The organism is Rhizobium sp. 01N48 (genome assembly GCF_056399145.1).
The window spans coordinates 89,504-116,039 of the sequence record NZ_JBFTQT010000008.1; the positions used below are offsets into that span (position 1 = coordinate 89,504).

General features: G+C 62.5%; 28 protein-coding genes and 1 pseudogene. 15 read left to right on the top strand and 14 right to left on the bottom strand.

What is annotated here, in order from left to right:
• Positions 1-359 precede the first annotated feature (359 nt).
• Together AC1DOG_RS16505 and AC1DOG_RS16510 are read left to right on the top strand one after the other, a co-directional pair.
• Complete coding sequence (locus AC1DOG_RS16505; protein WP_477929480.1) at positions 360-1,958, top strand: ABC-F family ATP-binding cassette domain-containing protein; 1,599 nt, start codon at positions 360-362, stop codon at positions 1,956-1,958.
• A 113-nt stretch (positions 1,959-2,071) separates the two neighbouring features.
• Entirely contained in the window at positions 2,072-3,463 is a 1,392-nt protein-coding gene (locus AC1DOG_RS16510) for a GH1 family beta-glucosidase (RefSeq protein ID WP_477929482.1), read from the top strand.
• A 6-nt stretch (positions 3,464-3,469) separates the two neighbouring features.
• Here the strand turns inward: AC1DOG_RS16510 and AC1DOG_RS16515 are convergent, their stop codons facing one another.
• Complete coding sequence (locus AC1DOG_RS16515) at positions 3,470-3,790, bottom strand: hypothetical protein (protein ID WP_477929484.1); 321 nt, start codon at positions 3,788-3,790, stop codon at positions 3,470-3,472.
• A 39-nt stretch (positions 3,791-3,829) separates the two neighbouring features.
• Here AC1DOG_RS16515 and AC1DOG_RS16520 point away from each other — a divergent pair, with 39 nt between their 5' ends.
• From AC1DOG_RS16520 to AC1DOG_RS16540, 5 genes are all read left to right on the top strand, one after another.
• Positions 3,830-4,861, top strand: a complete 1,032-nt coding sequence (locus AC1DOG_RS16520; protein ID WP_477929486.1) for a methionine ABC transporter ATP-binding protein — start codon at positions 3,830-3,832, stop codon at positions 4,859-4,861.
• Positions 4,851-5,519: a methionine ABC transporter permease gene (locus tag AC1DOG_RS16525; protein ID WP_113009228.1), complete on the top strand. Its 669-nt coding sequence runs from the start codon at positions 4,851-4,853 to the stop codon at positions 5,517-5,519. The genes AC1DOG_RS16520 and AC1DOG_RS16525 overlap by 11 nt, the downstream gene beginning before the upstream one ends.
• Before the next feature lie 40 nt (positions 5,520-5,559).
• A complete protein-coding gene (locus tag AC1DOG_RS16530) occupies positions 5,560-6,336 on the top strand; it encodes a MetQ/NlpA family ABC transporter substrate-binding protein (protein WP_047509683.1) in 777 nt (258 codons plus the stop codon).
• Positions 6,337-6,430: 94 nt separating this feature from the next.
• The gene (locus AC1DOG_RS16535) at positions 6,431-6,988 is read left to right on the top strand and encodes an NADPH-dependent FMN reductase (protein WP_477929488.1); all 558 of its coding nucleotides are present in this window, start codon (positions 6,431-6,433) and stop codon (positions 6,986-6,988) included.
• Between the two features lie 145 nt (positions 6,989-7,133).
• Positions 7,134-9,344 carry a bifunctional diguanylate cyclase/phosphodiesterase gene (locus AC1DOG_RS16540; protein WP_477929490.1) on the top strand — a complete coding sequence of 737 codons (2,211 nt, stop codon included), beginning with the start codon at positions 7,134-7,136 and terminating at the stop codon, positions 9,342-9,344.
• Positions 9,345-9,376: 32 nt separating this feature from the next.
• Here AC1DOG_RS16540 and trhO read toward each other — a convergent pair whose 3' ends face one another.
• The 3 genes from trhO to AC1DOG_RS16555 are packed head-to-tail and all read right to left on the bottom strand — an operon-like array spanning position 9,377 to position 11,746.
• Positions 9,377-10,312, bottom strand: a complete 936-nt coding sequence (gene trhO / locus AC1DOG_RS16545) for an oxygen-dependent tRNA uridine(34) hydroxylase TrhO (protein WP_477929492.1) — start codon at positions 10,310-10,312, stop codon at positions 9,377-9,379.
• Between the two features lie 59 nt (positions 10,313-10,371).
• Complete coding sequence (locus AC1DOG_RS16550; protein ID WP_477929494.1) at positions 10,372-11,280, bottom strand: CHAD domain-containing protein; 909 nt, start codon at positions 11,278-11,280, stop codon at positions 10,372-10,374.
• Positions 11,258-11,746: a CYTH domain-containing protein gene (locus AC1DOG_RS16555; protein WP_112982625.1), complete on the bottom strand. Its 489-nt coding sequence runs from the start codon at positions 11,744-11,746 to the stop codon at positions 11,258-11,260. The genes AC1DOG_RS16550 and AC1DOG_RS16555 overlap by 23 nt, the downstream gene beginning before the upstream one ends.
• A gap of 154 nt (positions 11,747-11,900) precedes the next feature.
• Here AC1DOG_RS16555 and AC1DOG_RS16560 point away from each other — a divergent pair, with 154 nt between their 5' ends.
• The 3 genes from AC1DOG_RS16560 to AC1DOG_RS16570 all read left to right on the top strand — a co-directional run bounded on the left by AC1DOG_RS16560 (position 11,901) and on the right by AC1DOG_RS16570 (position 13,853).
• On the top strand, positions 11,901-12,539 hold the full coding sequence (locus AC1DOG_RS16560) for a 2-dehydro-3-deoxy-phosphogluconate aldolase (protein ID WP_477929496.1): 639 nt from the start codon (positions 11,901-11,903) through the stop codon (positions 12,537-12,539).
• 264 nt (positions 12,540-12,803) lie between these two features.
• Positions 12,804-13,517 (top strand): tellurite resistance TerB family protein, encoded by a 714-nt coding sequence (locus AC1DOG_RS16565; RefSeq protein ID WP_477929498.1) that lies wholly within the window; start codon positions 12,804-12,806, stop codon positions 13,515-13,517.
• Positions 13,518-13,637: 120 nt separating this feature from the next.
• Positions 13,638-13,853, top strand: a complete 216-nt coding sequence (locus tag AC1DOG_RS16570) for a hypothetical protein (protein ID WP_477929500.1) — start codon at positions 13,638-13,640, stop codon at positions 13,851-13,853.
• A gap of 45 nt (positions 13,854-13,898) precedes the next feature.
• On the opposite strand, the pseudogene AC1DOG_RS16575 reads toward AC1DOG_RS16570, so the two are convergent.
• The 6 genes and pseudogenes from AC1DOG_RS16575 to AC1DOG_RS16600 form a co-directional block, all read right to left on the bottom strand.
• Positions 13,899-14,045: pseudogene (locus tag AC1DOG_RS16575) on the bottom strand (endonuclease domain-containing protein); the annotation flags it as partial.
• Positions 14,046-14,051: 6 nt separating this feature from the next.
• The gene (locus AC1DOG_RS16580; protein WP_477929501.1) at positions 14,052-15,143 is read right to left on the bottom strand and encodes a nickel/cobalt transporter; all 1,092 of its coding nucleotides are present in this window, start codon (positions 15,141-15,143) and stop codon (positions 14,052-14,054) included.
• Positions 15,137-15,778 (bottom strand): DUF1007 family protein, encoded by a 642-nt coding sequence (locus tag AC1DOG_RS16585; RefSeq protein ID WP_018901947.1) that lies wholly within the window; start codon positions 15,776-15,778, stop codon positions 15,137-15,139. Before AC1DOG_RS16585 ends, AC1DOG_RS16580 begins: the two co-directional genes overlap by 7 nt.
• Positions 15,779-15,921: 143 nt before the next feature.
• Positions 15,922-16,815 (bottom strand): LysR family transcriptional regulator, encoded by an 894-nt coding sequence (locus tag AC1DOG_RS16590; RefSeq protein WP_477929503.1) that lies wholly within the window; start codon positions 16,813-16,815, stop codon positions 15,922-15,924.
• A gap of 18 nt (positions 16,816-16,833) precedes the next feature.
• Positions 16,834-17,166: a type II toxin-antitoxin system PemK/MazF family toxin gene (locus tag AC1DOG_RS16595; RefSeq protein WP_477929505.1), complete on the bottom strand. Its 333-nt coding sequence runs from the start codon at positions 17,164-17,166 to the stop codon at positions 16,834-16,836.
• Positions 17,163-17,390, bottom strand: a complete 228-nt coding sequence (locus tag AC1DOG_RS16600; RefSeq protein WP_477929507.1) for an antitoxin MazE-like protein — start codon at positions 17,388-17,390, stop codon at positions 17,163-17,165. The genes AC1DOG_RS16595 and AC1DOG_RS16600 overlap by 4 nt, the downstream gene beginning before the upstream one ends.
• Positions 17,391-17,954: 564 nt before the next feature.
• On the opposite strand from AC1DOG_RS16600, the gene odc2 reads away from it, so the two are divergent.
• Both odc2 and AC1DOG_RS16610 read left to right on the top strand, forming a co-directional pair.
• Complete coding sequence (odc2, locus tag AC1DOG_RS16605) at positions 17,955-19,088, top strand: ornithine/lysine decarboxylase (RefSeq protein WP_018901943.1); 1,134 nt, start codon at positions 17,955-17,957, stop codon at positions 19,086-19,088.
• 139 nt (positions 19,089-19,227) lie between these two features.
• On the top strand, positions 19,228-19,818 hold the full coding sequence (locus AC1DOG_RS16610; RefSeq protein WP_477929509.1) for a GNAT family N-acetyltransferase: 591 nt from the start codon (positions 19,228-19,230) through the stop codon (positions 19,816-19,818).
• Between the two features lie 160 nt (positions 19,819-19,978).
• Here the strand turns inward: AC1DOG_RS16610 and AC1DOG_RS16615 are convergent, their stop codons facing one another.
• Entirely contained in the window at positions 19,979-20,113 is a 135-nt protein-coding gene (locus AC1DOG_RS16615) for a hypothetical protein (protein WP_018901941.1), read from the bottom strand.
• 607 nt (positions 20,114-20,720) lie between these two features.
• Here AC1DOG_RS16615 and AC1DOG_RS16620 point away from each other — a divergent pair.
• The 3 genes from AC1DOG_RS16620 (at position 20,721) to AC1DOG_RS16630 (ending at position 23,313) form a co-directional block, all read left to right on the top strand.
• Positions 20,721-20,951: a DUF6719 family protein gene (locus AC1DOG_RS16620; RefSeq protein ID WP_477929511.1), complete on the top strand. Its 231-nt coding sequence runs from the start codon at positions 20,721-20,723 to the stop codon at positions 20,949-20,951.
• Positions 20,952-21,045: 94 nt separating this feature from the next.
• On the top strand, positions 21,046-22,053 hold the full coding sequence (locus AC1DOG_RS16625) for a serine hydrolase domain-containing protein (RefSeq protein ID WP_477929513.1): 1,008 nt from the start codon (positions 21,046-21,048) through the stop codon (positions 22,051-22,053).
• Positions 22,054-22,155: 102 nt separating this feature from the next.
• Positions 22,156-23,313, top strand: coding sequence for a GGDEF domain-containing protein (locus AC1DOG_RS16630; protein WP_477929515.1), 1,158 nt, complete (start codon positions 22,156-22,158; stop codon positions 23,311-23,313).
• Positions 23,314-23,324: 11 nt separating this feature from the next.
• Here AC1DOG_RS16630 and cysE read toward each other — a convergent pair whose 3' ends face one another.
• From cysE to AC1DOG_RS16645, 3 genes are all read right to left on the bottom strand, one after another.
• On the bottom strand, positions 23,325-24,134 hold the full coding sequence (gene cysE, locus AC1DOG_RS16635; protein ID WP_477929517.1) for a serine O-acetyltransferase: 810 nt from the start codon (positions 24,132-24,134) through the stop codon (positions 23,325-23,327).
• A gap of 186 nt (positions 24,135-24,320) precedes the next feature.
• Positions 24,321-25,310 (bottom strand): WD40 repeat domain-containing protein, encoded by a 990-nt coding sequence (locus AC1DOG_RS16640; protein ID WP_477929519.1) that lies wholly within the window; start codon positions 25,308-25,310, stop codon positions 24,321-24,323.
• Positions 25,310-26,452: a CobW family GTP-binding protein gene (locus AC1DOG_RS16645; RefSeq protein WP_477929521.1), complete on the bottom strand. Its 1,143-nt coding sequence runs from the start codon at positions 26,450-26,452 to the stop codon at positions 25,310-25,312. The genes AC1DOG_RS16640 and AC1DOG_RS16645 overlap by 1 nt, the downstream gene beginning before the upstream one ends.
• Positions 26,453-26,536 lie beyond the last annotated feature (84 nt).

Below are 26,536 nucleotides of genomic sequence, written 5' to 3' on the forward strand. Positions count from 1 at the left end.
CCTGCCAAAAGTCCCCTCCCCAACCCCTCCCCACAAGGGGGAGGGGCTTGCTGGGCGCACTCGCTTCGCCAAATCGAAGCCTCTCAACAAGCCTCTGTTTAAAAGAGGAAGCGCAAAGGAAGCCACAGGTTAGCCCCTCCCCCTTGTGGGGAGGGGTTGGGGAGGGGACTTTCCATGAGGGGTTGGGGGAGGGAATTTTTATGAAAGGCCGGGGAGGGGCTTTACACCCCACCCCGCCTTGATTTCACCGCACCACCTGCCTAGATTGCAGCCATCCGCAATACCAACAGGACGGTGCACCATGGATTTCAACCCGATCGCAATGCCGCTTTGCCTTGCCATACGGGAAACCCATGTCCATGCCTGCATCCATTACCCTTTCCAATCTTTCGTGGTCCACGCCTGACGGGCGGCCGCTTTTTTCCAATCTCGATCTGAGCTTCGGGGCCGAACGCGCCGGGCTGGTCGGCCGCAATGGCGTCGGCAAGACGACGCTTTTGAAGCTGATCACTGGTGAGCTCGCTCCGCAATCCGGCAGCGTCGCCGTCAGTGGGCGGCTCGGTGTTCTGCGCCAGGCGGTGCAGGTCGATGCCGATGCCACGGTTGCCGATCTCTTCGGTGTGCGCGAAGCACTCGATATCGTCGCGCGCGCGGTTCTCGGCGCGGCGTCGGCCGAGGAGGTCGCCTCCGCCGACTGGACGCTTGAGACCCGGCTTGCCGATGCGCTCGATCGCATGGGCTTCTCAGCCGAGCCCGATACGCTGCTCACCTCGCTCTCGGGCGGCCAGCGCACGCGGGTCGGGCTGGCGGCGTTGATCTTCAGCGAACCCGATTTCCTCATCCTCGATGAGCCGACGAACAATCTCGATCGCGATGGCCGCGAGGCGGTGATCGCTCTGCTTCAGAGCTGGCGGGGCGGGGCGCTTGTCGTCAGCCACGATCGCGCGCTGCTCGAACGGATGGATGCGATCGTCGAGCTGACGACGCTGGGCGCCAAGCGCTATGGCGGCAATTGGAGCGCGTTTCAGGCGCGCAAGGCGGTCGAGCTTGCGGCGGCCGAACATGATCTGGCGGACGCGGAAAAACGCGTGGCGGATGTCGCCCGCAGCGCCCAGCTTTCCGCCGAGCGGCAGGCGCGCAGCGACAAAGTCGGCGCCAAGAAAGCGGCGCGGGGCGATATGCCCCGCATCGTCGCCGGCGGCCTGAAGCGGGCGGCGGAGAACACGAAAGGAGACAAGGTCCGGCTCGGCGAGAAGCGGCGCGAGGAGGCGATGGAGGACGCGAGTGCGGCGCGCGAGCGCATCGAGATCCTGCAGCCGTTTTCCGCGAAGCTCGCCTCGACTCACCTGCCCGCGTCGCGGGTGGTGCTACGGCTCGATGGCGTGACGGTCGGGTATGAGCCGGATCGGCCCTTGATCACTGACCTCTCCTTCGCCATGACGGGGCCGGAGCGGGTGGCGGTCGAGGGGCCGAATGGTTCGGGCAAGACGACGCTCTTGTCGCTCGTCACCGGGCAAATTGCGCCCTGGGCGGGAACGGTCTCGGTACCCGTGCGCCTTGCCGTCTTCGACCAGAGCGTCAGCCTGCTCGACCGGTCGCTGTCGATTGCCGAGAATTTCCGCAGTCTCAATCCCGGTGCGAACGAGAATGCCTGTCGCGCGGCGCTGGCGCGGTTCATGTTCCGGGCCGATGCCGCCCTTCAGCAGGTTTCGACGCTTAGCGGCGGGCAGTTGCTGCGCGCCGGTTTGGCTTGCGTGCTCGGAGGAGCGGAGCCGCCGCCGCTGCTGGTGCTCGATGAGCCGACCAACCATCTCGACATCGATTCCATCGCCGCCGTCGAGGCGGGGCTTGCCGCCTATGACGGGGCGTTGCTCGTCGTCAGCCACGATGCGGTGTTTCTCGAGCGGATCGGCATCACGCGGCGGCTGTTGCTGCCATCGGGGGAGGATGTGCTCTGAGCGCGCGCGTTCCTATCTGCAACGTTACAGATTTGACATTTCAAACCTATACGTAGAGTAGAGAGCAGCCCGAAGCGCGACGCAGCCGCCGGCCGAGTTTGGAGGATTTCAGTTTGACGATTGATGCAAAGAGGCTTGATGCCAAGGCCCTAGCCGCCCGCTTTCCCGGCGATTTCACCTTTGGTGTGGCGACGGCCGCCTTCCAGATCGAAGGCGCTTCGAAGGCCGATGGGCGCAAGCCGTCGATCTGGGATGCCTTCTGCAACATGCCGGGCCGGGTCTTCAATCGCGACAATGGCGACGTCGCCTGCGATCATTACAACCGCCTCGACGAGGATCTCGATCTCATCAAGTCGCTCGGCGTCGAAGCCTATCGCTTCTCCATCGCCTGGCCGCGCATTATCCCTGATGGCACTGGGCCGGTGAACGAGAAGGGGCTCGATTTCTACGACCGCCTCGTCGATGGCTGCAAGGCGCGAGGTATCAAGACCTTCGCGACGCTCTACCACTGGGACCTGCCGCTGCTGCTCGCCGGCGATGGCGGCTGGACCGCGCGGTCGACGGCCTATGCCTATCAGCGCTACGCCAAGACGGTGATGGCGCGCCTCGGCGATCGTCTGGATAGCGTCGCGACTTTCAACGAGCCGTGGTGCATCGTCTGGCTGAGCCACCTCTACGGCATCCATGCGCCGGGCGAGCGCAACATGCAGGCGGCACTCCACGCCATGCACCACATGAACCTCGCCCACGGCCTCGGCGTCGAGGCGATCCGCTCGGAAGCGCCGAACGTGCCTGTCGGTCTGGTGCTCAACGCCATGTCGGTCATCCCGGGTTCCGACAGTGCTAGCGACCAGGCCGCCGGCGAGCGGGCGCATCAGTTCCACAATGGCGCCTTCTTCGATCCTGTCTTCAAGGGCGAATATCCGAAGGAGTTCCTGGAGGCGCTCGGTGATCGCATGCCTGTCGTCGAGGAGGGGGATCTTGCTGTTATCAGCCAGAAGCTCGACTGGTGGGGGCTCAACTATTACACGCCGCTGCGCGTGGCCGACGATCCCAAGAAGAGCGGCGACTTCCCCTGGACGGTCGAGGCGCCGCGTGTCAGCGACGTCAAGACCGATATCGGCTGGGAGGTCTATGCGCCGGCGCTGAAGCATGTGGTGGAGGATCTCTACCGCCGCTACGACCTGCCGGAGTGCTACATCACCGAGAACGGCGCTTGCGACAACACCGGCATCGAAGCGGGCGTGGTCGAGGACGGGATGCGGCTCGATTACTATATCCAGCATCTCGATGTCGTCGCCGATCTCATCAAGGACGGCTATCCGATGCGCGGCTATTTTGCCTGGAGCCTGATGGACAATTTCGAATGGGCGGAGGGCTATCGCATGCGCTTCGGCCTGGTGCATGTCGATTACGACACCCAGGTCCGCACGGTGAAAACGAGCGGCAAGTGGTATTCGGAGCTCGCCGCGCAGTTTCCAAAGGGCAATCACAAGAGCGCCTGATCGCTCTCAGTCGAATTGTCTATGCGGCAGGTAGATTTTTTCCTGCCGCATCGCACAAATAAAAAAACATCCCTGTCCGGTTTCAACCACTGGCGGCATAAGTTGCAGCAACAGGAAAGGCGAAACGTCTTTCTTTCCCGCCCGCAACGAAAGCCGTGTCCATGCCTCGCACCCGTGATTGTCTTCGAATGTGCCGCCCGATTGGCTAATCGGCGCGATAGCGGTTATAGAACCGCCAATTCTTGAAGACGAACATTTGGCGAGCATTAAATGACACTCCAACACCAGGCCCAACAAGACGCTGCCCAGGGCGCGTCCGGCGGCCATTCCGGGCGAGAGCCAGAGGGCGCTGCGGGGGCGATCCCGATGGTCGCCTTTGAAGGCGCCGGCAAGCGCTACGGGCCATCAGGCGAGGGCGGTTTCACCGCGGTCGAAAAGGTCGATCTCACCGTGGCGCGTGGCGCCATCACCGGCATCATCGGCCGCTCCGGCGCCGGCAAGTCGACGCTGATCCGCATGGTCAACGGGCTGGAGACGGCAACCTCCGGCAAGGTGCTCGTTGATGGCGTCGATGTCGGCGGGCTCAGCGAAGACGGGCTTCGCGGCCTGCGCCGCCAGGTCGGCATGATCTTCCAGCACTTCAACCTTCTGTCCTCGCGCACCGCCTTCGACAATGTGGCGCTGCCGCTGGAGATCGCGGGTGTCGACAAGCAGACGATCCGCGCCAAGGTCGGGCCGCTGCTCGATCTCGTCGGTCTCGGCGACAAGGCAGGCAATTATCCCTCGGAGCTGTCGGGCGGCCAGAAGCAGCGCGTCGGCATYGCCCGCGCGCTGGCGACCGATCCGAAGCTGCTGCTCTCCGACGAGGCGACCTCGGCGCTCGATCCGGAGACGACGCAGTCGATCCTCGAGCTTCTGAAGCGCATCAATGCCGAACTCGGGCTTACCGTTCTTCTCATCACCCACGAGATGGAGGTGGTGAAGACCATCGCCAGCCACGTCGCGGTGATCGATGCCGGCCATATCGTCGAGGCCGGTCGCACCTTCGACGTCTACACCAATCCGCAGCACCAGACGACGCGCACGCTGCTTGCCTCGGCGCTGAAGCTGCCGGAATGGCTGCGTTCGGGCATCAAGGCGCAGCCCTCAGTGGGCGATCGGGCGTTGGTGCGGCTGGTGTTCTTCGGCGAAACCGCCTTCAAGCCACTGACCGGGCAGCTGGTCGCGGAGCTTGGCTCCGACGTCAATATTCTTGCCGGTGCGATCGAGGAGATCGGCGGAGAGCCCTTCGGTTCGCTGGTTGTGTCCTATTCGGCCGATCCTGATGTGATCGCGCGCGCCGACCGCTTCTATGCGGAAACCGGTCTCAAGACGGAGGTGCTCGGTTATGTCGCCTGATATGATCTACAACCTTCTCTCCAAGGCGCTGATGCAGACGCTGCAGATGGTGTTCGTGGCCGGTATCGTCGGCTCGATCATCGGCCTGCCGATCGGCGTATTTCTCGCCACATCGGGCAAGGGCGAACTGTTTCCGGCGCCGAAGACCAACCGCGTGCTCGGGCTGATCGTCAACGCCGCGCGCTCGACGCCGTTCATCATCCTCGTCGTTGCCATCGTGCCCCTGACGCGCCTTTTGACGGGCACGTCGATCGGCACCTGGGCGGCGATCGTGCCGCTTACCATCGCCACCATCCCCTTCTTCGCCCGCCTGGTCGAATCCGCCATTCGCGAGATCGACAAGGGGCTGATCGAGGCTGCCCGCGCCATGGGCGCCACGCCGTTCCAGATCGTCTTCAAGGTGCTTTTGCCGGAGGCCCGGCCGAGCATCCTGATGGCCTTGACGATGACCATCGTCAGCCTGATCGGCTACTCGGCCATGGTCGGCGCTGTCGGCGGCGGCGGGCTGGGCGATCTCGGCATCCGCTATGGCTACCAGCGCTTCAATCCCGAGATGATGGTGATTGTCGTAATCGTGCTGATCGTTCTCGTGCAGCTCGTCCAGAGTGCCGGCGATGGGCTTGCCCGCCGCTTCGACAAGCGCAACCGGAAAAACTGACCCTTTAACAACAAACCATAATTCAACACAGGAGACACCCATGAAGAAGTTCATCATCGCAGCCGCGCTCGCTGCCTTCGCAGCCGGCTCGGCACTCGCCGAAGACATCAAGGTCGGCGTCACGCCGGGCGAGCACGCGCAGATCATGGAAAAGGTCGCTGAGATCGCCAAGACCAAGGGTCTCAACATCGAGATCGTCGAGTTCTCCGACTATGTCGTGCCGAACCAGGCGCTCAACGATGGCGACATCCAGGCCAACTCGTTCCAGCACCAGCCCTACCTCGACAACCAGATCGCCGATCGCAAGTTCGATCTCGTCAGCATCGGCACGACGATCACCACCCCGATGGGCGTCTATTCCAAGAAGGTGAAGAGCCTCGACGAGCTGAAGGAAGGCGCAACCGTCGCCATCCCGAACGACCCGACCAATGGCGGCCGCGCTCTGCTCGTTCTCGCCTCCAAGGGCCTGATCAAGTTCAAGGACAATCCTGGCGTCAAGGTCACCGTTGCCGACATCATCGAGAACCCGAAGAAGATCGACTTCGCCGAAATCGACGCCGCGCAGCTGCCGCGTTCGCTCGACGACGTCGACGCCGCCGTCATCAACACCAACTACGCCATGGAAGCCGGCCTGCATCCGAAGACCGACGCCATCGCCATCGAGAGCGAAAAGTCGCCCTACGCCAACGTGATCGTTGTCCGCACCGCCGACAAGGACGCACCGTGGGCCAAGACGCTGGTCGAATCCTACCACGACGAGAGCATCCGCAAGTTCATCAACGAACAGTTCAAGGGCGCCCTGATCGCGTCCTGGTAAGAGCTGGTCTTATCCTTATACGGCATGAAGCGGTCCGGCCTTGCCGGGCCGCTTTTTCGTTGGGGCGAATCGTCGGATGCCGTAGACCAGTGGGATGGATGCCAAGCCGCTCTTTCTCTATGCGCTCTGCGGCAGCCAGCGGAAGGTCTCGACCAATCGCCGGCTGCTCACGACCTTGCGCGATCACGCGCCTGATGGCGTGACGATCGAGATCTGCGATCTCATCGGCGATCTGCCGATCTTCAATCCCGATCGCGAGGGCGAAAACACACCCGAGATCGTCGAGCGGCTGGGCGCGAAGATGCGCGCGGCCGATGGCGTTATCGTCGCCTGTCCCGAATATGCGCACGGGCTGCCGGGCGGGCTGAAGAACGCGCTGGACTGGCTGGTGTCGCGCGACGAGGTGCCGTTCAAGCCTGTCATGATCGCGCATGCATCGCATCGCGGCGACTGCGCGCTGGGGCAGTTGACCGAGGTCTTGAAGACCATGTCGTTCGATATCGTCGAGGAGGCGCATCTGCGGATCGGGCTGCTTGGGAAGGACGATGCGGCGCAGGTGGCGGTTCTCGATGCGGCTGTGCGAGACGGCGTTATTTTGAACGCGCTTGCAATATTCTGCACGCGTGTTCGTGAGAATGAGCTTTATAAGTAGATTTGAATAATTTTATCCGATTGAAATACAAGGATTTTTGTCGCTCTTGCGTTCGTGCCGCAGATGCGAAAATGCTTAATCGTTCAATCGTGTTTTAACCGTTTTTTGAAGGCTTCCCGGCAGTATTCGCCCACAGGGAGAATGCATGTCGTCGATCTTCAGCAAACGAAGCGCGATTCTGGGAGCTGGTCGCCACACAACCGTGGCCGGCGTGCTGTTTTCGTTTGCCGTCGTCGTCGCTGTCGTCACGATGATGGTGCTGAACGCGCTCGATCACGTGGCGCAGAAATCCAACGTGCTCGATGACGAGCGCTCGCGCGAGACCGTCTCCGGCGCACTGCAGAATTTCGTAGCCCAACTCGGCGCCACCCTCAACGACTATGCCGCATGGGACGATGCTGCGACCAATGTCTATGCCACCGATGGCATGGACTGGACCGTGTCGAACTATGGCGAGATGTCGGTCAACAGCGCGTTGTTCGACATGGCTGTTGTCATCGACGACGACAAGACGCCGATCCTGGTCTATCGCGACGGCAAGCCGATGGCCGACAGCTTGCAGGATTTCTTCTCGCCGGCGCTCTGGGCGCTGTTCGACAAGGTAAAGGCCGCAGGCGCGCAAGAGCTGCCCGAGGCGTCCGGCTTCATCAGCACGAAGTCCGGCATCGCCGTCGGCGGCGTGGCGCTGGTACGCGAAAAGTCCGGTGCGCTCGCAGCCGCTCCAGGCAAGCATCGCTATCTCATTTTCATCCGCCATCTCGACGCCGCCAAGATCGACGATATCGGCAAGACCTATGTCATCGGCGGGCTGCAACTCGTCCCTGGCGATCAGGCCGCCACCTATTCCGTGCCGATCGTGGATGCGCTTGGCGCGTCGCTCGGCAAGCTGATCTGGACCTCGCGGGCGCCTGGCGATGTCGGCTATGCCGATGTGCGCAGCCAGGTGGTGCGGGCAATCTGCCTTGTCGGCCTGTTCTTCGTCGTGCTGCTGATCATCGGCTGGCTGGCCGGGCGCAGGCTGAAGAGCGAGGAGATCATCGCGCGCGAGGATGCGCTGCGCGATCGGCTGAGCGGACTTCTGAACCGCGACGGCCTGCGCGTCTCCGTCGATGAGATGGTGACGCTCGCCAGGCAGTCTCAGGATAATGTCCAGCTACTCTATCTCGACCTCGATGGTTTCAAGGAGGTCAACGATTCCTACGGTCACGGCACCGGCGACCAGCTGATCCGCGCGGTCGCGGCCGGGCTGAAGGTGCTGATCCCCGATGGCGCCGTGCTTGCCCGCATCGGCGGCGACGAGTTCGCCATCGTCTTCGCCTCGCCGCAGGCGGATGCGGCTGCATTGCAGCTCTCCGAGCATATTCTCGATTTCCTGGCCGAACCGCTGGAAATCGGCCGTCGCGTGGTCGTCATCGGTGCCAGCATCGGCATCGCGGTCTCGCCCGCGGGCAGCGTCGATCGCGAGGAGCTGGTGCGGCGTGCAGATCTTGCCATGTACAAGGCCAAGGAAGCCGGCCGCGCGCGGATGACGCTCTACGATCCCGCCATGGATGCCGATCGCGAGGAGCGCAACGCGCTGGAGCTCGATCTGCGCCAGGCGATCGAAGGCGGCGATCTGACGCTTGCCTACCAGCCGCTGATCGGCGCCGACAGCAATGAGATGGTCGGCGTGGAAGCTCTTGTGCGCTGGAACCGCCCGGGCCACGGGCCGGTGTCGCCCGATGTGTTTATCCCTGTTGCGGAGACCAGCGGTCTCATCGAGGCGCTCGGCCTGTTCGTGCTGCGCAAGGCCTGCGAGACGGCCAAGCAATGGCCGGAGCTCAGGATCGCGGTCAACGTTTCGCCCGGCCAGTTCCGCAATCCCGCCTTTACCGATTACGTGCGCTACGTCCTGCGCCAGACGGAGATCGAGGCCAAGCGGGTGACGCTCGAGGTGACCGAGGGTTACATGATCCAGAACCCGAAGCGGACGCGCCAGGCGATCGAGCAGCTGAAGACGCTTGGCGTGAAGATCGCGCTCGACGACTTCGGCTCGGGCTTCTCGTCGATCGGTTATCTCCGGCAGTTCGGCTTCGACCGCATCAAGATCGACCGTTCGCTGATCATGGATATCGAGCACAGCGAGAGCCAGCGCGAGATGCTGAAGGCGACCGTGGCGCTTGCCAGCTCGCTCGATATTCCCGTGACCGCCGAGGGCATCGAGACGCCGGAGCAGGCCGATATCGCCTCGCAGTTCGGTTGCGATACGCTGCAGGGCTTCTACTTCAGCAAGCCCGTCTCCGCCGAGGATATCACCGAGCGGCTGATGGAAGCACGCGCCCGCAAGACCAGCGGACGGCGCGTCAGCGCCGCCTGATCAAGTCCTTATCCAGGCTCTAAGTGATCCCGTCAGGTGCCGATGTGCTTCTGGCCGCGCTTCTTGGCGAGCGCGATCTGTAGCTGGCGCTGGCGATAGCGCAGCCGGTCTTCCTCGCTGCGGCTGTCGTAGCAATGGCTGCAGGACACGCCTTCCTCGTATTTCTCCGAGGTGATCTCTTCCGCGGTGATCGGATTGCGGCAGGCGTGGCAGAGCTTGTGGTCGCCCTCCTTCAACCCATGCTCGACCGAGACGCGCTCGTCGAACACGAAGCAGGCGCCTTCCCACAGGCTCTCTTCCTGCGGCACTTCCTCGAGATATTTCAGGATGCCGCCCTTGAGGTGGTAGACCTCGTCGAAGCCCTGCTCCTTCATGAAGGCGGTGGCCTTCTCGCAGCGTATGCCGCCGGTGCAGTACATGGCGATCTTCGGCTTGTTGTGCAGGCCGGTGTTGTTCTTCACCCAGTCCGGAAACTCGCGGAAGGTCTTGGTGTTCGGGTCGACGGCGCCCTTGAAGATGCCGATCGCCGTTTCGTAATCGTTACGGGTGTCGATGACGATCGTATCGGGATCGGAGATCAGCGCGTTCCAATCCTGCGGCGCGACATAGGTGCCGACGATCTTGTTGGGGTCGATGTTTTCGACGCCCATCGTCACGATCTCTTTCTTCAGCTTCACCTTCATGCGCACGAAGGGCATTTTCGAGGCGCGACTTTCCTTGTGCTCCAGGCGAGCGAATTCCGGCATGGCGCGCAGATAGGCAAGCACCGTCGCGATCCCCGCATCCGGCCCGGCGATCGTGCCGTTGATGCCCTCATGGGCGAGCAGCAGCGTGCCCTTGACGCCATTATCTTCGCAAAGCTGCTGCAACGGCGCGCGCAGGCTTTCGAAGTGCGGCACGGAAACGAAATGATAAAGGGCCGCGACGAGGAAAGGGCTCGTCGCCTGTTGGGTCGATGTGTCGGTCATGCGGCTGGAAATACAGCTTTCAGAGCCTTAGCGCAATCGCCCGCAGATGCGGCTAATATTCAGCCGCCAAAGGCGATCCAGAGCATCTCGATACGCATCGCCTCGTCATCCGCATCCGGGCCGAAGATGTTCTCGGCGCGATCCAGCGCATCGTGGCGACCCTGCTGCTGGTGGAAGATGATCGCATAGAGCAGGTGCGCGAGGTCGTCGGCATTCTCGAAATGATGATGCTCGGTCTCGACCAGCTCGCACAGCAGCTCGAGATCGTTGATGCGCCCGAGCAGGTCGACCAGCGTGCTCGCCGCATCGTACTTGGCGTTCATGGCGGTCGGCCAGAGCGGATTGAGCAGCTTGTGATAGGCGCGGTAATCCTGCGTGCGCTTGCGCAGCGTATGAAAGGCTTCGGCCGAGACATGCCCTTCGCAGGCGGCGAGCGCCTTGCGCGCCTTGCGCACCGTGGTGTCCCACCCATGCGCCAGAAGCCGCCCATGCCGGCGGTGCCCACCCTTGAGGTTGATGTCCTGAACGGCCGCGACCGCCCGCTTCAGCGCCGAGATGGTGTCGGAGACGACCTTTTCGGGATCACGCCTTGCAGCGATCAGCCGGTCACGCCGGGCGGTGAGCGCCACGACGATGCGGCCGAGCGCCTCGGCCTCGTCGCTGTCGCGGGCGCGTTCGTGGAGATAGGTGGCGGTCTCCACCAGCGCCGCCGCATCGCGCAGGGAGGACAGCGAGCGGGCGATGCCGCGCAGCCTTATGTTCTCACGGGCGGAGAATTTCGGCACGGCGCTGGCGACGAGACGGTAGAGCGAGCGCACCCGCTTCAGCCGCTTGCGCGCCTCATGGATCGCGTGGTCGGTGCCCTGTGGCCGCGTTTCGAGCACATCGATCGCATGGCGCAGCTGGCGTCGCGCGAGCTTGTGAAACTGTGATTTGAAGGACCGGTCAGGCCGTATGCTGAAGGGCATGCCGGTCGTGCTCAAATTCGGTTGCCAATGCCTGATTTGAGTATCTGAAATCGCCGGTGACCTCGCGGCCGAGCCAGGCGGGAAGCGCCGGCCGTTCGGCTTCCGACCCCATCTCGACCTCGGCGATGACGAGGCCGCGGTGCTGGCCGGCGAAAACGTCGACCTCCCAGACGTAGCCCTCATAGGGCACGCGGTAGCGGGTCTTTTCGATGACGATGCCGATCGCCGCACCAAGCAGTTCTTCGGCGTCGGTGACCGGGATTTCGTATTCGAATTCGTCGCGGGTCATCTTGCTGCGACCGATCTTGGTGGTCAGCCGCGCGCTCTTCCTGTCGATGATGCGCACACGTACCGAACGATCGTCCATAGACGCGATATAGCCCTGTCTGAGGACAGACTTCGTTTCCGCGCCGGAGCGCCAGCCATCGCTGCGTACCAGGAACTTCCGCTCGATCTCTTTTGCCATGACCGATGAACCTCTTTGACGACGGCGGGTACGCTAGCGCAAATTGGCTGAGGTTGATACCCATTCCGTTCCAAAGATGGTTGCGGTCTCGACAAACTTTAGCGGTAGGTCTATTCCGTTGCCGGAATTAAATCGTTTCAAAGGAACCACGGCCATGGGCGAAAAGACAGAGAAACTCCTTTCCATCCTGAAACTGCAGCCCGTCGTGCCGGTTCTGATCGTCGACGACGTCAAGTCGGGCGTTTCGCTGGCACGGGCGCTGGTCGCGGGCGGTCTGAAGGCGATCGAAATCACCATGCGCACGCCTGCCGCGCTCGACACGGTTCGCGCCGTGGCCGACGAAGTCGAGGGTGCCGAGGTCGGCGCCGGAACCATTCTCAATGCCAAGCATTGGGAAGCAGCCGTTGCCGCCGGCTCCAAGTTCATCGTCAGCCCGGGCACCACGCAGGAGCTGCTCGACGCCGCCCGCGATTCTTCCGTGCCGCTTCTGCCAGGTGCCGCGACCGCCAGCGAGGTCATGGCGCTGCGCGAAGAAGGCTATCAGGTGCTGAAGTTCTTCCCGGCCGAGCAGGCCGGTGGCGCGGCCATGCTGAAGGCGTTTTCCTCGCCGCTCGTCGGCACGTTGTTTTGCCCGACCGGAGGCATCTCGCTGAAGAACGCCATGGATTACCTGTCGCTGCCCAACGTCATCTGCGTCGGCGGCTCCTGGGTCGCGCCGAAGGAACTGATCGCATCAGGCGACTGGGCCGGCATCACCAAGCTCGCCGCTGAGGCGGCCGCGCTGAAGGGCTGAGGCGGCTTCGGGGCTCTCGCTTCGTTGCGAAAGCCCTTTGCTTCTTGGCGAAGACCCCTCCCCAACCCCTCCCCACAAGGGGGAGGGGCTTAATCGTGGCGCCGCCACGAGTCTCCTTCCCCCTTGTGGGGAAGGTGGCCGGCAGGCCGGAAGGGGTCTTTGCCACACGCACTGTTGCCGTGTGGGTCCTAACGCACCCGTTATTTGCAATCCCTCATTGCCGCTCCTATCTCCCCAACATCAGCAAAAGGGAGACAATCAAGTATGTTCGACGCGAAAAAGCTTCTTGAGCAGTTTCTGGGATCGCAGATTCCAGGTGTCGGCGGCAGCGTTCGCGATCGGGCGGGAGGGGCGATCGAGATGGCCAAGAACAATCCGTGGAAGGCAGGGGCGCTTGCGACCGCCGTGCTCGGCACCAAGACCGGCCGCAACATCGCCGGCAATGTCGCGACGATCGGCGGGCTCGCGGCCGTCGCCGGGCTCGGTTATCTCGCCTACAAGAATTATCAGTCGGGCAAGTCGCCTGAGGCAGCGCCGCAACCTGCCGCCACGACCGGCCAGCCGATCGCGCTGCCGCCGCCGGAGTCGGCCTTCAGCCTGGAAGGGCCGCAGCTCTCCAATGATTTCGCCCTGACGCTGATCCGCGCGATGATCGCCGCCGCCAAGGCCGACGGCCATATCGACGATGCCGAGCGCGCCAACATCATGGAGAAGGTGCGCGAAGTCGATCTTGGTTCTGAAGCCGAAGCCTTCCTGCGCAACGAACTCGCCAACCCCGTCGATATCGACGATCTCGTGGCCGCCGCGCGCACCGAGGAACAGAAGGTCGAGCTCTATACCGCAACGCGGCTGACCATCAATCCCGACACCCGCGCCGAACGCGGCTATCTCGACCTCCTTGCCGGCCGCCTCGGCCTGCCGGACGCGCTGCTCGACCATATCGACGCGACCGTATCGTCGGCCAAGGTCACGGCCTGAGCCGAAAAAGGCTTGCCGTTTGACGATCGGCAAGCCTGTGCTCGCGGCGAGTGGCACGGCCAGTTGCCTTTCGCCGGCGGCTGGCCTAAGCCCTTCTCCTCACCCGCAGGAGATTTTCGCATGGCCGACCACAGATCCGAACGCCGCTCGCCGGCGATTGCCGCTGCGATCATCCTCGTCTGCGCCGGGCTGGTCATCTATTTCCTGCCGTCGGTGGTGCTGTGGATCGGCAATTACTCGCCGACGCTGGCGATCATCGTCGGGGTTTGTCTGGTGATGGCGTTTTTCGCTGTGTTCTGGCTGCGGGCGCGGTATCAGCGCAGGCGGGGTGGGTGAGGTAGAGTTTAAGGTTTTACCGTCTGTGGTGAGGGTGTGCCGTGAGGCCCCCTCATCCGCCTGCCGGCACCTTCTCCCCGCGGGGGAGAAGAGACTCGTGGCCGGCCGCTCGCTCCATCTTCCCTTCGCCCCAGCGGGGAGAAGGTGGCCCGAAGGGTCGGATGAGGGGGCACGCGGCACGACCCTCAACAACCAAACCTACCCACCAAACCCCACACCCTGCAGCGAAGCGCCGAGCAACAACGCACCCATCACGATGACCAGCAGTGCACCGAGCAGCTCGATGCTGTTGCCCACCCAGGTCGAGACGCGCGAGCCGTGGCCGGCGAGGCGCATGGCGGTGCCTTTGGCGGTGACGGCGAGGGTTGCGAGGATGGCGACGGTGATGGCGGTGCCAAGCGACATGGCGAAGACCGAGAGAACGCCGCCGAGATAGAGGCCGTTCAGCAAGGAGAAAGTGAGGACCAGCAGCGCGCCGGAGCAGGGGCGCAGGCCGACGGCGATGATCGCCGACCAGGCCTCGCGGATGCTGAATTTTTCCGCGCCGAGCATCGCCGGGTCGGGCATGTGCGACTGGCCGCAGGTCTCGCAGGCCATGCCCGATATGAACTTGTGGCCGGCCTTGGCGGCCTGGGTTTCGCCGAAGGCGTAGTCGCTGCTTTCGCCGCGCTCGTCTGCGTCCTGCCAGTCGAGCATCATGCTGACGGGGCCGGATGCCAGCGCCTCCTGCCTCGGCTGGAAGGCCGGGATGATGGCGCGCAGTTTGCGCAGCAACAGCCACAGGCCGAAGAGGATGACCATGACGAAGCTTGCGATCTCCATCGCCTGCGTGGCCATGGTGAGCGTGATGCCCGAGCCGCGCAGCACCAGCCAGGCGCCGCCGACAAGCAGGATCGCCACCACTCCCTGGACGAAGGCCGAGACGAAGGAGATGGCGACGCCGCGCTTCAGCTCGATCTCGTTGGCGATCATGTAGGAAGAGATCACGGCCTTGCCGTGGCCGGGGCCGGCGGCGTGGAAGACGCCATACGCAAACGACAGGCCGACGAGCGTGCCGAGCTGCCAGGGATCCTCGCGCATGGCCTTCAGCGCGTTGGTCAGGGCGCGGTAGAAGGCCTGCTGCTCGTGATTGATGTAGAGAAACAGCGGCGCCAGCGGGCCGCCGGAGGGCTGGAAGCTCGGCTCCGCCGTGCCGATGCCGAGCGGCGATTGCGCATGCGCGACGGCAAGGCCGGTCATGAGAAGCAGGCCGGCGGCGTAGAGCAGCAGCGTGGGCTTGCGCCTCAGCATGTGACGTCCAGCTTGGTGGCGAAGAGCTTCGACATGTTGGTGCCGGTCGGATCGTTGAAGAAGGCGTCGGTCAGCGATTGCTTGTTCTGCGAGATCACCTGGTCGGCATCGGGCCGGACCACCTGGTGCTTGCAGGCCTTGAACGCGTCGCCGACGAGGATCATCTCCTTGTCGGTCGGAAAGTCGATCGAGGTGTAAAGGGTCGGATCGTAGACGCCGAAGGTGAGGTTGCCCTTGAGCGGCATCTTCTCGACCGGCTTGACGGCGAAGAACATCAGGAGCTGGCCGTCGCGGTAGTCGACATGGATGATGTCGGGCTTCTGAACGGTGATGTTCTTCCCGTTCATCGTCAGGTTCATGTAGTAATCGTAGTCGGCCAGTGAATCGCGGACCGTCTTGCCGACTTCGGCGAGTTCGTTCGGCTCCAGCTTCAGGTCGGTGTTCTTGTCGAAATCCATGACGACGGAGGAGGTGAAGACCTCGTCGAAGCGCCAGACGTTGCGGAACTCCGCGATATTGCCGTCATCGCCGGCGACCACCTCGAGGCGGGCCTCCACGAAGATATGCGGATGCGCGAAGGCTGCGGCGGGCACGAGCGTCAGAAAGCCGGCCGTCAGGAAAGTCGATATCTTCATGCGTCCGCTAACTTCATCTCTAGAGTTCGGGCCAGGTTCGGCTGCCGGAAAGGCGATAAATCCGGGTGGGGCGGCCCAAATCAGTTGCTGCGATCTTGCCGGAAAATGGGACCGAATTGGGACCGGATTTCCTTGGGTTCGGCTTAGGGGTGCTTCTTGAACCAATTGTGAAGATAGTCGACGAAAATGCGCACCTTGGCCGGCAGGTAGCGGCGGTGCGGATAGACCGCGTAGATGCCGCGATCGGTGGCGATATAGTCGTTGAAGAGCGTCACCAGCTCGCCGCTCTCGATCGGCTTGCGGGCGATGAAATCGGGAATGAAGGCGATGCCGATGCCTGACAGTGCGGCGCGCAGCGTCGCATGCGGGCTGTTCACCTCGATCGGGCCGGAGGCGGCAAYGGCAAACGAGGTGCCGTCGGGGTTCTGGAAGCGGATGCTGCCCTGGCTGCGCGAATTGGTGTCGATGATGAAGGGCACGTTGGAGAGATCGGCCGGGTTCTGCAGTTGCGGATGACGCTCCAGGAATTCCGGCGTGGCGCAGAGATGAATGCGGAAATCGGAGATCTTGCGGGCGATCATGCCGGAATCCTCGAGCTTCGTCACGCGGATCGCGACGTCGAAGCCCTCCTCGATCAGGTCGACGAAACGGTCGTCGGCGGAGATTTCAAGCTGGAGATCAGGGTTCTCGCGGGCGAAATCGATCAGCGACTGGCCGACGTCGGCATCGACATAGGTGCGCGGCACTGAGATCTTCAGCTTGCCCTTCAGCTGCGCGTTGTTCTCGCGCACGAGATCGGCAAGGTTGTCGATCTCCTTCAGGATGTCGGAAGCGGTGCGATAATAGGTGTGGCCGGCCTCGGTCATCGAGAACTGGCGGGTGGTGCGGTTCAGAAGCAGCGCGCCAAGCTCATCCTCGAGTTCGCGGACATATTTCGACAGCAGCGCCTTGGACCGGCCGGTCTTGCGGGCGGCAGCGGAAAAACCCTCGGCTTCGACGACGTCGATGAAGGCGCGGATGCGGGTGAGGGTGTCCATATTGGCTCCGGAAGGTCGTTAGTCTTGCAGACCGAGCGCAAAAACAAGCGCCTTGTCCAGCCTTTGGAGATCCGCTTCGTTCAGCCGACCAATCACCGAGCCGATTCGCCGGCGCGGGACCGAGATGGGTTTATCCGCCATGATATCCGAGCGCAATTTCAATCCGTTATGGGCGGTCGGTTCGATGGTAACCCGGAACAGCGCGAGATCGTTGATCGTCGATGTGAATTGACACAGCGCTATCGCGTCATGTCCGGCATCGAGAATAATATTAGAGGTGACCACAACAGCGGGGCGTGGTTTGCCGTAATCGCCAGCGATCGCAACGGTGACCATATCGCCACGCTTCATTCGACGTCGCTGTCTTCGTCATCGAGGGCCGTGACGGCTTCGATCCAGCGCATGGCTTCCTGTTCGTCTTCGGGGTCCAGCGCGGCGATGGCAGCCCTGGTTTGCGCGATCACGTCAGGATGGCGTGCGTCGGGAACAAGCAACCGAAGCTCGCGCATCGGCAGCCCGGTGCGCGTGTCTCTGACAGCGTCCTGCATCGACTTCTTCTTTCCTGCAGTCGACATAGCCAATCCCAAGAATATCCATTGTGGGCCGCGATTTAGATAATGTAATCGGTCAGCCTTCCTTATGCAAATTCGGCCTAGGGTTGCCGAACGCGTTTTTTTGGCGAGGGTCAAAAAAACTCTTGATTATGACCGCGAATATTCTTATTTCGACCTCAGCCCAAAGTCGCACGTGCCCATGGGTGTCCGCCGAACCCTCGAATTGGTGAGGAAATCGGTAAGGTACCTGGAATTAACCCCTCCAGTCGCTATTCCGGCCAACCGGAAAATGCGAGGACGCCTGAAGCAACGACGGTGCGGGCCTTTTTGTTCTCTCCCTGCTTTCCATCAGCGGGGGTTACTGAAGAGGCACACCTTCATTGCCGGAAGTGCGGTAGGGAACCCCCTCCAATCCATGGCAGACAAAGCCGGATCCATGTCGCTTTCGCGGCGTTGATTCATCATTCGCGCATTCGAGCGCTTGCTAAGGTTCCGGGGTCTCCACCGGCTGGTTCCTATGCGAGTGATCGGCTGCCCTTTGTCCTCCGGTTTTTCCGGAGCTCTGGAATTGAAAAGGGAATCGATATGACCACTCAGCGCATCCGCGACTTTCTCGCAACCCGACGTCCCGACGGTCCCTGCCTTGTGGTCGACCTCGACGTCGTGCGCGACAATTTCTCCGCTTTCCGTCATGCCATGCCTGACAGCGCCATCTACTATGCCGTCAAGGCAAACCCGGCTCCAGAAGTCCTGAAGCTGCTCGCCGACATGGGCTCCAACTTCGATTGCGCGTCCGTCGCCGAAATCGAAATGGCGCTCAACGCCGGTGCGACCGCTGCCCGTATCTCCTACGGCAACACGATCAAGAAGGAACGCGACGTTGCCCGCGCGCATGCGCTCGGCGTCAGCCTCTTTGCGGTCGACAGCCACGAGGAAGTCGAGAAGATCGCGCGTGCCGCTCCCGGCGCCCGCGTGTTCTGCCGCGTTCTGACCGATGGCGAAGGCGCCGAATGGCCGCTGTCGCGCAAGTTCGGCTGCGTGCCGCAGATGGCCGTCGACGTTCTCGTCTACGCGCATCAGCTGGGCCTTGAGTCTTACGGTGTGTCGTTCCACGTCGGTTCGCAGATGACCAAGGTCGATGCCTGGGATTCGGCTCTTGCCGATGCCAAGCGCGTCTTCGTTCAGCTGGCCAAGCAGGGCATCCACCTGCAGATGGTCAACATGGGCGGCGGCTTCCCGACCAAGTACCTGCGCGACGTTCCGTCGGCGGAAGCTTACGGTCGTGCGATCTACCAGAGCCTTCGTGACCACTTCGGCAACAACCTGCCGAAGACGATCATCGAGCCGGGCCGCGGCATGGTCGGCAACGCCGGCGTCATCAAGACGGAAGTCGTGCTGATCTCGAAGAAGTCGGACAACGACGCCGCTCGCTGGGTGTTCCTCGACATCGGCAAGTTCGGCGGTCTGGCCGAAACGATGGACGAAGCCATTCGTTACCCGATCCGCACCGAGCGCGACGGCGACGAAATGGAGCCCTGCGTCATCGCCGGCCCGACCTGCGATTCCGCCGACGTGCTTTACGAGAAGAACCTCTACCCGCTGCCGCTCACTCTCTCGATCGGCGACGAGATCCTGATCGAAGGCACCGGCGCCTACACGACCACCTACTCGGCGGTCGCGTTCAACGGCTTCGAGCCGCTGAAGGCCTACATTATCTAGCACATGACCCTCGGATCGCAGATCCGAGAAAGGCTTATGTGCCAGTAAAGACCACGCTCGCCCCGTAGCCAGCCGGGGCGGCACCCTCACAATGATCTGACGATACCGTTTGAAACGGTTTTGAGTTCGGGAGGCCACGATGGCCGCTGTTCTTGATTCTGTCCGCGCATTCTTTGCGCATTCCATTTTCACCATCGACGCCGAAAATGCCGGCGATGTCGTTGCGCGCGAGAATTTGCTCGATCGCGCCATGGGCCCGAACCGTCGCCGCAAGTCGTCGGAAAAGATTCGCCGTGGCCGCGTTCCGGCCGAAGGCCTGGCGCTGGTTGCGCGTGATCGCGACGGTCACGTGATCGGCACCGTGCGCCTGTGGAACGTCGAAGCCGGCGTCAATGCCGATGGCACTGCCATCGACGCGCTGCTGCTCGGACCGCTGGCGGTCGATGCCAGCTTCGAGGGCAAGGGTGTCGGCTCGGCTCTGATGCGCGCTGCCATGCTGGAAGCCAAGACCCGTGGTCACGGCGCCATCCTGCTTGTGGGCGATGCCCCTTATTACGAGCGTTTCGGCTTCTTCGCCGCAAAGGCTCAGCATCTCGTCATGCCTGGTCCGTTCGAACGCTCGCGCTTTCTGGCGCTCGAGCTTGTCGAGGGCTGGCTTGACGGCGCGGCCGGCATGATCGTCCCGACGGGGCGGATGCTGGCCAGCGCGCCGATCCGCAGGGCGGCTTGACGCAAGCCTTGTCCGGGGCCTTATCCGGCAGAGCCTCTCCCCTAAAGGGAGGGGCTTTTTGTTTCATTTCCAGTTTCAGGAAATCAGTTTGAAGGGGCGCCGGAAGAGCCGGCGGACTATGTTCCCCTCTGTATTCGCTGCGCCAGTCGTTTGAGGGCGCTTACTTGACGACGCTGGCGTCAACCAACTGTGTCCCGGCAGTCTGAACGATATTGTCCGGTATGGCGGCGATGAAAAACATCGTGAAAGCATAGACCGCGAATATGGTCGCTGCGGCTGTGGCCTTAAGAATCATTCATGCACTCCTAGTTCTCTGGTATCTAATGTGAGCGCAAAAGTCGGCTTTCCCAAGAGTTTTCTGAACGCTAGATGAACAAAAAACTGTGACGGTAAATTTTAACGATATTTTAGCAACACTGCAGCTTCGCCTTTATGGGGAAGAAATTCCCTTTTCGTTCTAATAAAATGCAGAAAAAACAATCATATGGATGAAAATATGGGCGAGAATCATCCCCATGGCGTAGGGTCGGCGCATCATGAACGCGTCATCGAGCAGGGAGCCGGGTTCATGAACCGGTTCGGTCTCCGTTCATAATTCGGCGCTTGATGACGGTCGCGAAAGGTCGACTCGGATGCCGTCAAGGCAGATGATTCGTCCGGGGCCGCCAGATCGAGAGACGCTCCTGTCGGTCTGATGAAGCCGGAAAGCCTGAAACGATCGGGCAGGCGGACCAGCCTGACACCTCCTACTCAATACCTCGACCGCCTGCCTTCTCCCCTTTTTTGCCGCCGCGGACAGATCGCGCGCGGATATTCGTGCTGCCCGCCGATCGGATGACTTGCCGCCGGCGCGATTCCGTAGGAATGTATTTTAGTAATCACTAAAACGTGAGGGCGAGCATATGATACGGTCTCTGCTTCTTTCCCTTTCCTGCGCGTGCCTGCTGTCGCTTGCGGGCGCGTCCGTTTCCATGGCGGCAACGCAGACAGTGACGACGAAGCCGACGCTCGAAAGTCTGCCACCCGGCAAGTCCGTCTATTTCGACGACAAGAAATGCGGTGCCGGCATGATCGCCAAATACTCGAAGCCGCAGCGGCGAAATCAGCTGAAGCGCGAGTGCGTGAAGCCGTAATCGTCAACTGAGCGCGATCATAAGGTTTCACATCCATGTGAGTTTGAAGGGACGGCCGGTGATTTGATCGGCCGCCCGTCATAGATAATGGCGCATGATCAAGCGCCTCGCACTTCTCTTCATCCTGTCGCTAACGCCAGCCGCCGCCTTCGCGCAGCAGCCCAACGCGGTTGCCACGTTGCTTGATGGCGGCTCGTCGCGCGAGGATCTGCGGCCACTGAAAGCTGTCATCGTCGCCAGGGATGGCGAGATCATTGCCGAGCATGGCTATCGCGGGCATTCGACCAAGGAATCTGTCAACATCAAGTCGGCCTCCAAGTCGATCATCTCGAGCCTCGTCGGCATCGCCATTGCGAAGGGCCTGCTGGAAGGGCCGGACCAGAAGATCGCACCGATCCTGAAGGCCGATCTGCCCGACAATCCGGATCCGAGGCTAGGCCAGATCACCATCGGCAACCTGCTCTCGATGCAGGCGGGGCTCGGCCGTCTCTCCGGTCCCGATTACGGGCGCTTCGTGTCGTCGCGCAACTGGGTGCGGTTCGCACTCGCGCAGCCGTTTGCCGATGCTCCGGGCGGGCAGATGCTCTATTCGACAGCCTCTACCCATCTGCTGTCAGCAATCCTGACCAAGGTCGGTGGGAAATCGACGCTCGCCCTGGCGCGGGAGTGGCTGGCGCCCGTCGATGGCTTTCGCATCGGCGCATGGGAGCGGGATCCGCAGGGGATCTATCTCGGCGGCAACCAGATGGCGATGACCGCCCGCTCGCTGCTTGCCTTCGGCGAGCTCTACCGCAATGGCGGCAAGGCTCCAGATGGCACGCAGGTCGTGCCCGCCGACTGGGTCGTCCGATCCTGGCAGCACCGCACCAATTCGCGCTTCTCGGGTGATGACTACGGTTACGGCTGGTTCTCGCGGCAGATCGGTGGCGAGCAAGTGCATTTCGGTTGGGGCTATGGCGGCCAGATGCTCTATATCGTGCCCTCGCTGAAGCTCACCGTCGTGATGACTTCTGACGAGAACGGCCCCTCGGCCAGGACCGGCTACCGCGATGCGCTGCACGGACTTCTCTCCGAGATCATCGCCGCCGCACGCCCTGTCTGAGCGGGGTTTTCAGCGCATTGGTTAAAATGCGACCAAGCGTTCCAATCAAAACGCAATAGCGATCTCGTAACGTGTCCGCGCCGGTGGATTGGAGGCGCGTACATGATTTTGGATCTGCGGACGATCTATGTCGTCTCCGCCATGACGCTCCTGGTTCTCGGAAGCGCGCATTTGGTGAGTTATTGGACCGGGCGGTTCGGCCGTTGGCCGGCATGGTGGGGCGCCAGCTATCTGGTGCTTGGCGTCGGCACGCTGCTTGTCTGCCTGCGCAATTACATCCCCTATGTGCTGTCGATCCAGCTGGGCAATGTGCTGACGATCGCCGGCTACCTGCTGTCGTTCTTCGCCATCCGCGTGCTCGCCGGCCGGCCGGTGTCGATGCTTGCCTGCGCGCTGGCGCTCGTCTGCATCAGCCTCCCGGTCGCGGCTCTACCATCAGGCGACATGGCCGTGTCGACGCGGCTGTTCTATGTCTCGGCCATCTGCTGCCTGTGCGATCTGGCGGTGCTGCGCGAGGGGATCGGCATCTACAGGCGCGAGAAGCTTTTCTCTGCTGGCCTGCTCGCATGGCTCTATCTACCTACGGCGGCGATTTTCCTGGTGCGGAGCGTCATGGCGGCAACGGGGGAGATTGCGGGCCCGGATCCCTACGGCGCAACCGTCGCCCATAGCTGGATGGCATCGACGGCGGTCATCTTCCTGGCGCTGCGCAGCATGCTGATCGTGCTGATGGCGGCCGAGCGCAACAGGAGCGAACTGATCGCGCTGGCGCATCATGATCCGCTGACGGGAGCGCTCAACCGCGGCGGCCTGGCGCAACGGCTGCCGGTGCGCGACGCCCACGCCTTGGCGCTTCTGGTGGTCGATATCGATCACTTCAAGCAGTTGAACGACCAGCATGGCCATCCCGTCGGAGACGATGTGCTCCGGCTGTTTTCAAGTGCGGCGCGGAGCGTGCTGCGGCCAGATGATCTCCTGTCTCGCCACGGCGGCGACGAGTTTCTCGTGGTGCTGAAGAATACCGCCGAAGACGGGGCGATCGCGGTCGCCGAGCGGATGCGGCTGGCGTTTTCGGAGGAGGTTTCGGCGATGGCGGTCTTCGCGTCGCTTCCGACGCTGAGCATCGGCGTCGCTGCCTGCAGCGGCCCGGATGTCGATTTCAAGAAGCTCCTGGAGCGGGCCGATACCGCGCTCTACGCTTCCAAGCGGCGGGGCCGCGACCGGGTCGAGGCGTCGCCGGCGCAGGAGCAGGCCGCCTAGCCCGCTTACGCTCAGATATTCTGATCCATGCTCTCGGCGGGGATTTCGCTGGCCGAATGGATGCGCACCACCGCTGCCGGGACGCCCGCCACCGTGCAATGCGCCGGAACCGGCTTCACCACCACGCTGCCGGCCGCCACCTTGCTAAAGGCGCCGATCTCGATATTGCCGAGGATCTTGGCGCCTGCGCCGATCATCACGCCGCGGCGGATCTTCGGGTGACGGTCGCCGGTTTCCTTGCCGGTGCCGCCGAGCGTAACGCCCTGAAGGATGGAGACCTCGTCCTCGATGACAGCAGTCTCGCCGATGACGATCCCGGAGCCGTGGTCGAGCATGATGCCGGAGCCGATCCTCGCGGCCGGATGGATATCCGGGCCGAAGACCAGTGAGGCGAGATTAGCAAGCCAGCTGGCGACCTCGACGCGGCCGTCGTTCCACAATTTATGAGCGGCGCGGTGGATCTGCAGGGCGTGGAAGCCCTTCAGATTGAGCAGCGCATGCAGATAGGTTGTGCAGGCGGGATCGCGCTTGCGCACCGCCATAAGGTCGGCCTGGATCTCGGTCAGAATATCAGATGTCAGCGTTTCCTGGAGGAGCGTCGTCAGAGCCGCCGTATCGACATCGGCGCGCGAGAGGCGCGCGGCGAGCACGCGGGCAACGATCGTCGCGCTATCCGCAGCCTCGATCACCTGCGATGTCAGGAGAGGCCGCAACACCGGTTCGCGTTCGCAGAGCGCCAGGGCCTCGGCGCGGATCAACACCCATGCCGAGGCATCGTTGGCGGCTGCGGTTTCGGCGATGGCGGTTCTGGTCTGCGACATCTGGTTAGGCTCTCTGTTTCACGCCAATTGTTTTCAAGCGTGTCTTATCCTGAAATCGGTGGCCAGTCTCGGGATATGTGTCTTAAAGCGTGTCGCGATCCTTCGGATTCCCGCGTCACGCTTTAAGTTTTTGTTCTGTCGCATGTCGGTGCCGCAAAACCGCTGCACAGTTTTGCGCGACATGCTTTAGGCGGCGATATCGACCACGCCGCAATCGCCCGCTTCCGAGGCGAAGGCCAGCAGCTTGCCGTTCTTGCTCCAGCTCATGGCCGTGATCGCACCCTTGCCGGGGCGGCGGATCAGCGCTTCCTTGCTGTCGGCGAGGCGAACGGCGAGGATCATGCCGTCGATGAAGCCGATGGCGAGGATATCCTCGGCCGGATGGAACTTGACCGAGGTTGCCATGATGTTGGCGCGGGTGCCGAGTTCCAGCGGCGCCTTGCCCATCGGGCCATCCTTGCCGGAGAACGGCCAGACGATGGCAGCGGGAGCGCCCGAAGACGCCAACCACTTGCCCTTGACCGACCAGGAGAGCGATTTGACCTTGGCGGGGTAGCCGGTCATGCGCATGTGGCGGGCTTCGGAGCCGGGCTTGATGTCGAGCTTCCAGCCGTGCAGCGCGTTTTCCTGCATTGTCGTGACGAGGAAGTTGCCATCCGGCGAGAAGGTGACGCCGGTATGGGCGCCTTTCCATTCGAGATCGACGGGCTTGGCATCACCCGCCACCCAATGCAGCGATACGCCATTATAGCGAGCGGCGGCGACGCGCATGCCCTTGGGCGCGAAGGCAAGGCCTTCGACGGTGCGTTCCTCGGTGAATTCGCGGGTGGTGCCGTCAGAAAGGCGAACGATCGCGCTCTTGCCGTGGGAATAGGCGATGGCGCCCTGCGGGCCGGCGGCGAGCTGCGAAATCCACTTGCGCGGCGCATGCGCCAGCTCGGTGACGCTGCCATCGGCCGCAATCCGCAGCACCTTGCCGTCTTCGCCGCCCGAGATCAGGCTTTCGCTATAGGGATCGCGGATGCAGGTGAGCATGCCCTGATGGGCTTCGGTGACCTTCTCCGAGCCATCCAGCCGGTGAAACGTGCCGGTGGCGCTGGCGAAGAAGGGGGTATCACCTAAAAATTCGACGGCCAGGATATGGCCGTCGATATCAAACGGGGCAACAGTCGGCATCAGGCAGAGGCCTCGCACGCCTTGAAGGAAGCTTCGAGCTTTTCGCGGTCAAGCTCGCGGCCGATGAAGACGAGGCGGGTCTCGCGCTTCTCGCCGTCCTTCCAGGCGCGCTGATGGTCGCCTTCGATGATCATGTGCACGCCCTGAACGACATAGCGCTCCGCATCGTCCTTGAAGGCGATGATGCCCTTGAGGCGCAGGATGTTCGGGCCCTGCGTCTGGGTAATCTTCTGGATCCAGGGGAAGAAGCGGTCGGGGTTCATCTCGCCGCCGCGCAGCGAAACCGACTGCACCGTCACGTCATGGATCGGGGAGACGGCGCCATGGTGATGGTGGTCGTGCCCGTGATCGTGGTGGTGATGGTCATGCCCGTGGTCATGATCATGGTGGTGATGATCGTGATCATGATCGTGCGCATGGTGATGGTGGCCATGGTCGTGGCCGCAATCGGGACCGCAGACATGGTCGGGGTGATCGTGGTCGAGGAAGTGCGGGTCGTTTTCCAGCGCGCGTTCCAGGTTGAAGGCGCCCTGGTCGAGCACGCGGGCAAGATCGACGCCGGAGCGGCTGGTCTTGTAGACGCGGGCCGACGGGTTGATCGCGCGTACGACGTCTTCGATCTGCGCCAGCTCTTCCGGAGTGACGAGGTCGGTCTTGTTGATCAGGACGACGTCGGCAAAGGCGATCTGGTCTTCGGCCTCGCGGCTGTCCTTCAGGCGCAGCGGCAGGTGCTTGGCATCGACTAGGGCGACCACGGCATCGAGCTCAGTCTTGGCGCGGACGTCGTCATCCATGAAGAAGGTCTGTGCGACCGGTACCGGATCGGCAAGGCCCGTCGTCTCGACGATGATGCCGTCGAAACGGCCGGGGCGGCGCATCAGGCCTTCGACGACGCGGATCAAGTCGCCGCGCACCGTGCAGCAGACACAGCCATTGTTCATCTCGTAGATCTCTTCGTCGGATTCGACGATCAGATCATTGTCGATGCCGATCTCGCCGAACTCGTTGACGATGACGGCATACTTCTTGCCATGCGCTTCCGTCAGGATGCGGTTCAACAGCGTCGTCTTGCCGGCGCCGAGGTAGCCGGTGAGAACGGTGACGGGGATGGGCTTGGGTTGCGTCTGGAGAGCGTCGGTCATGAGAACCTCGATAGGTGGGGGCTTGCTCGGGTTTCTATCCCGGGCCTTTCAAATTCGTCGTCTCATATAAGGGGTGCGGCGCGG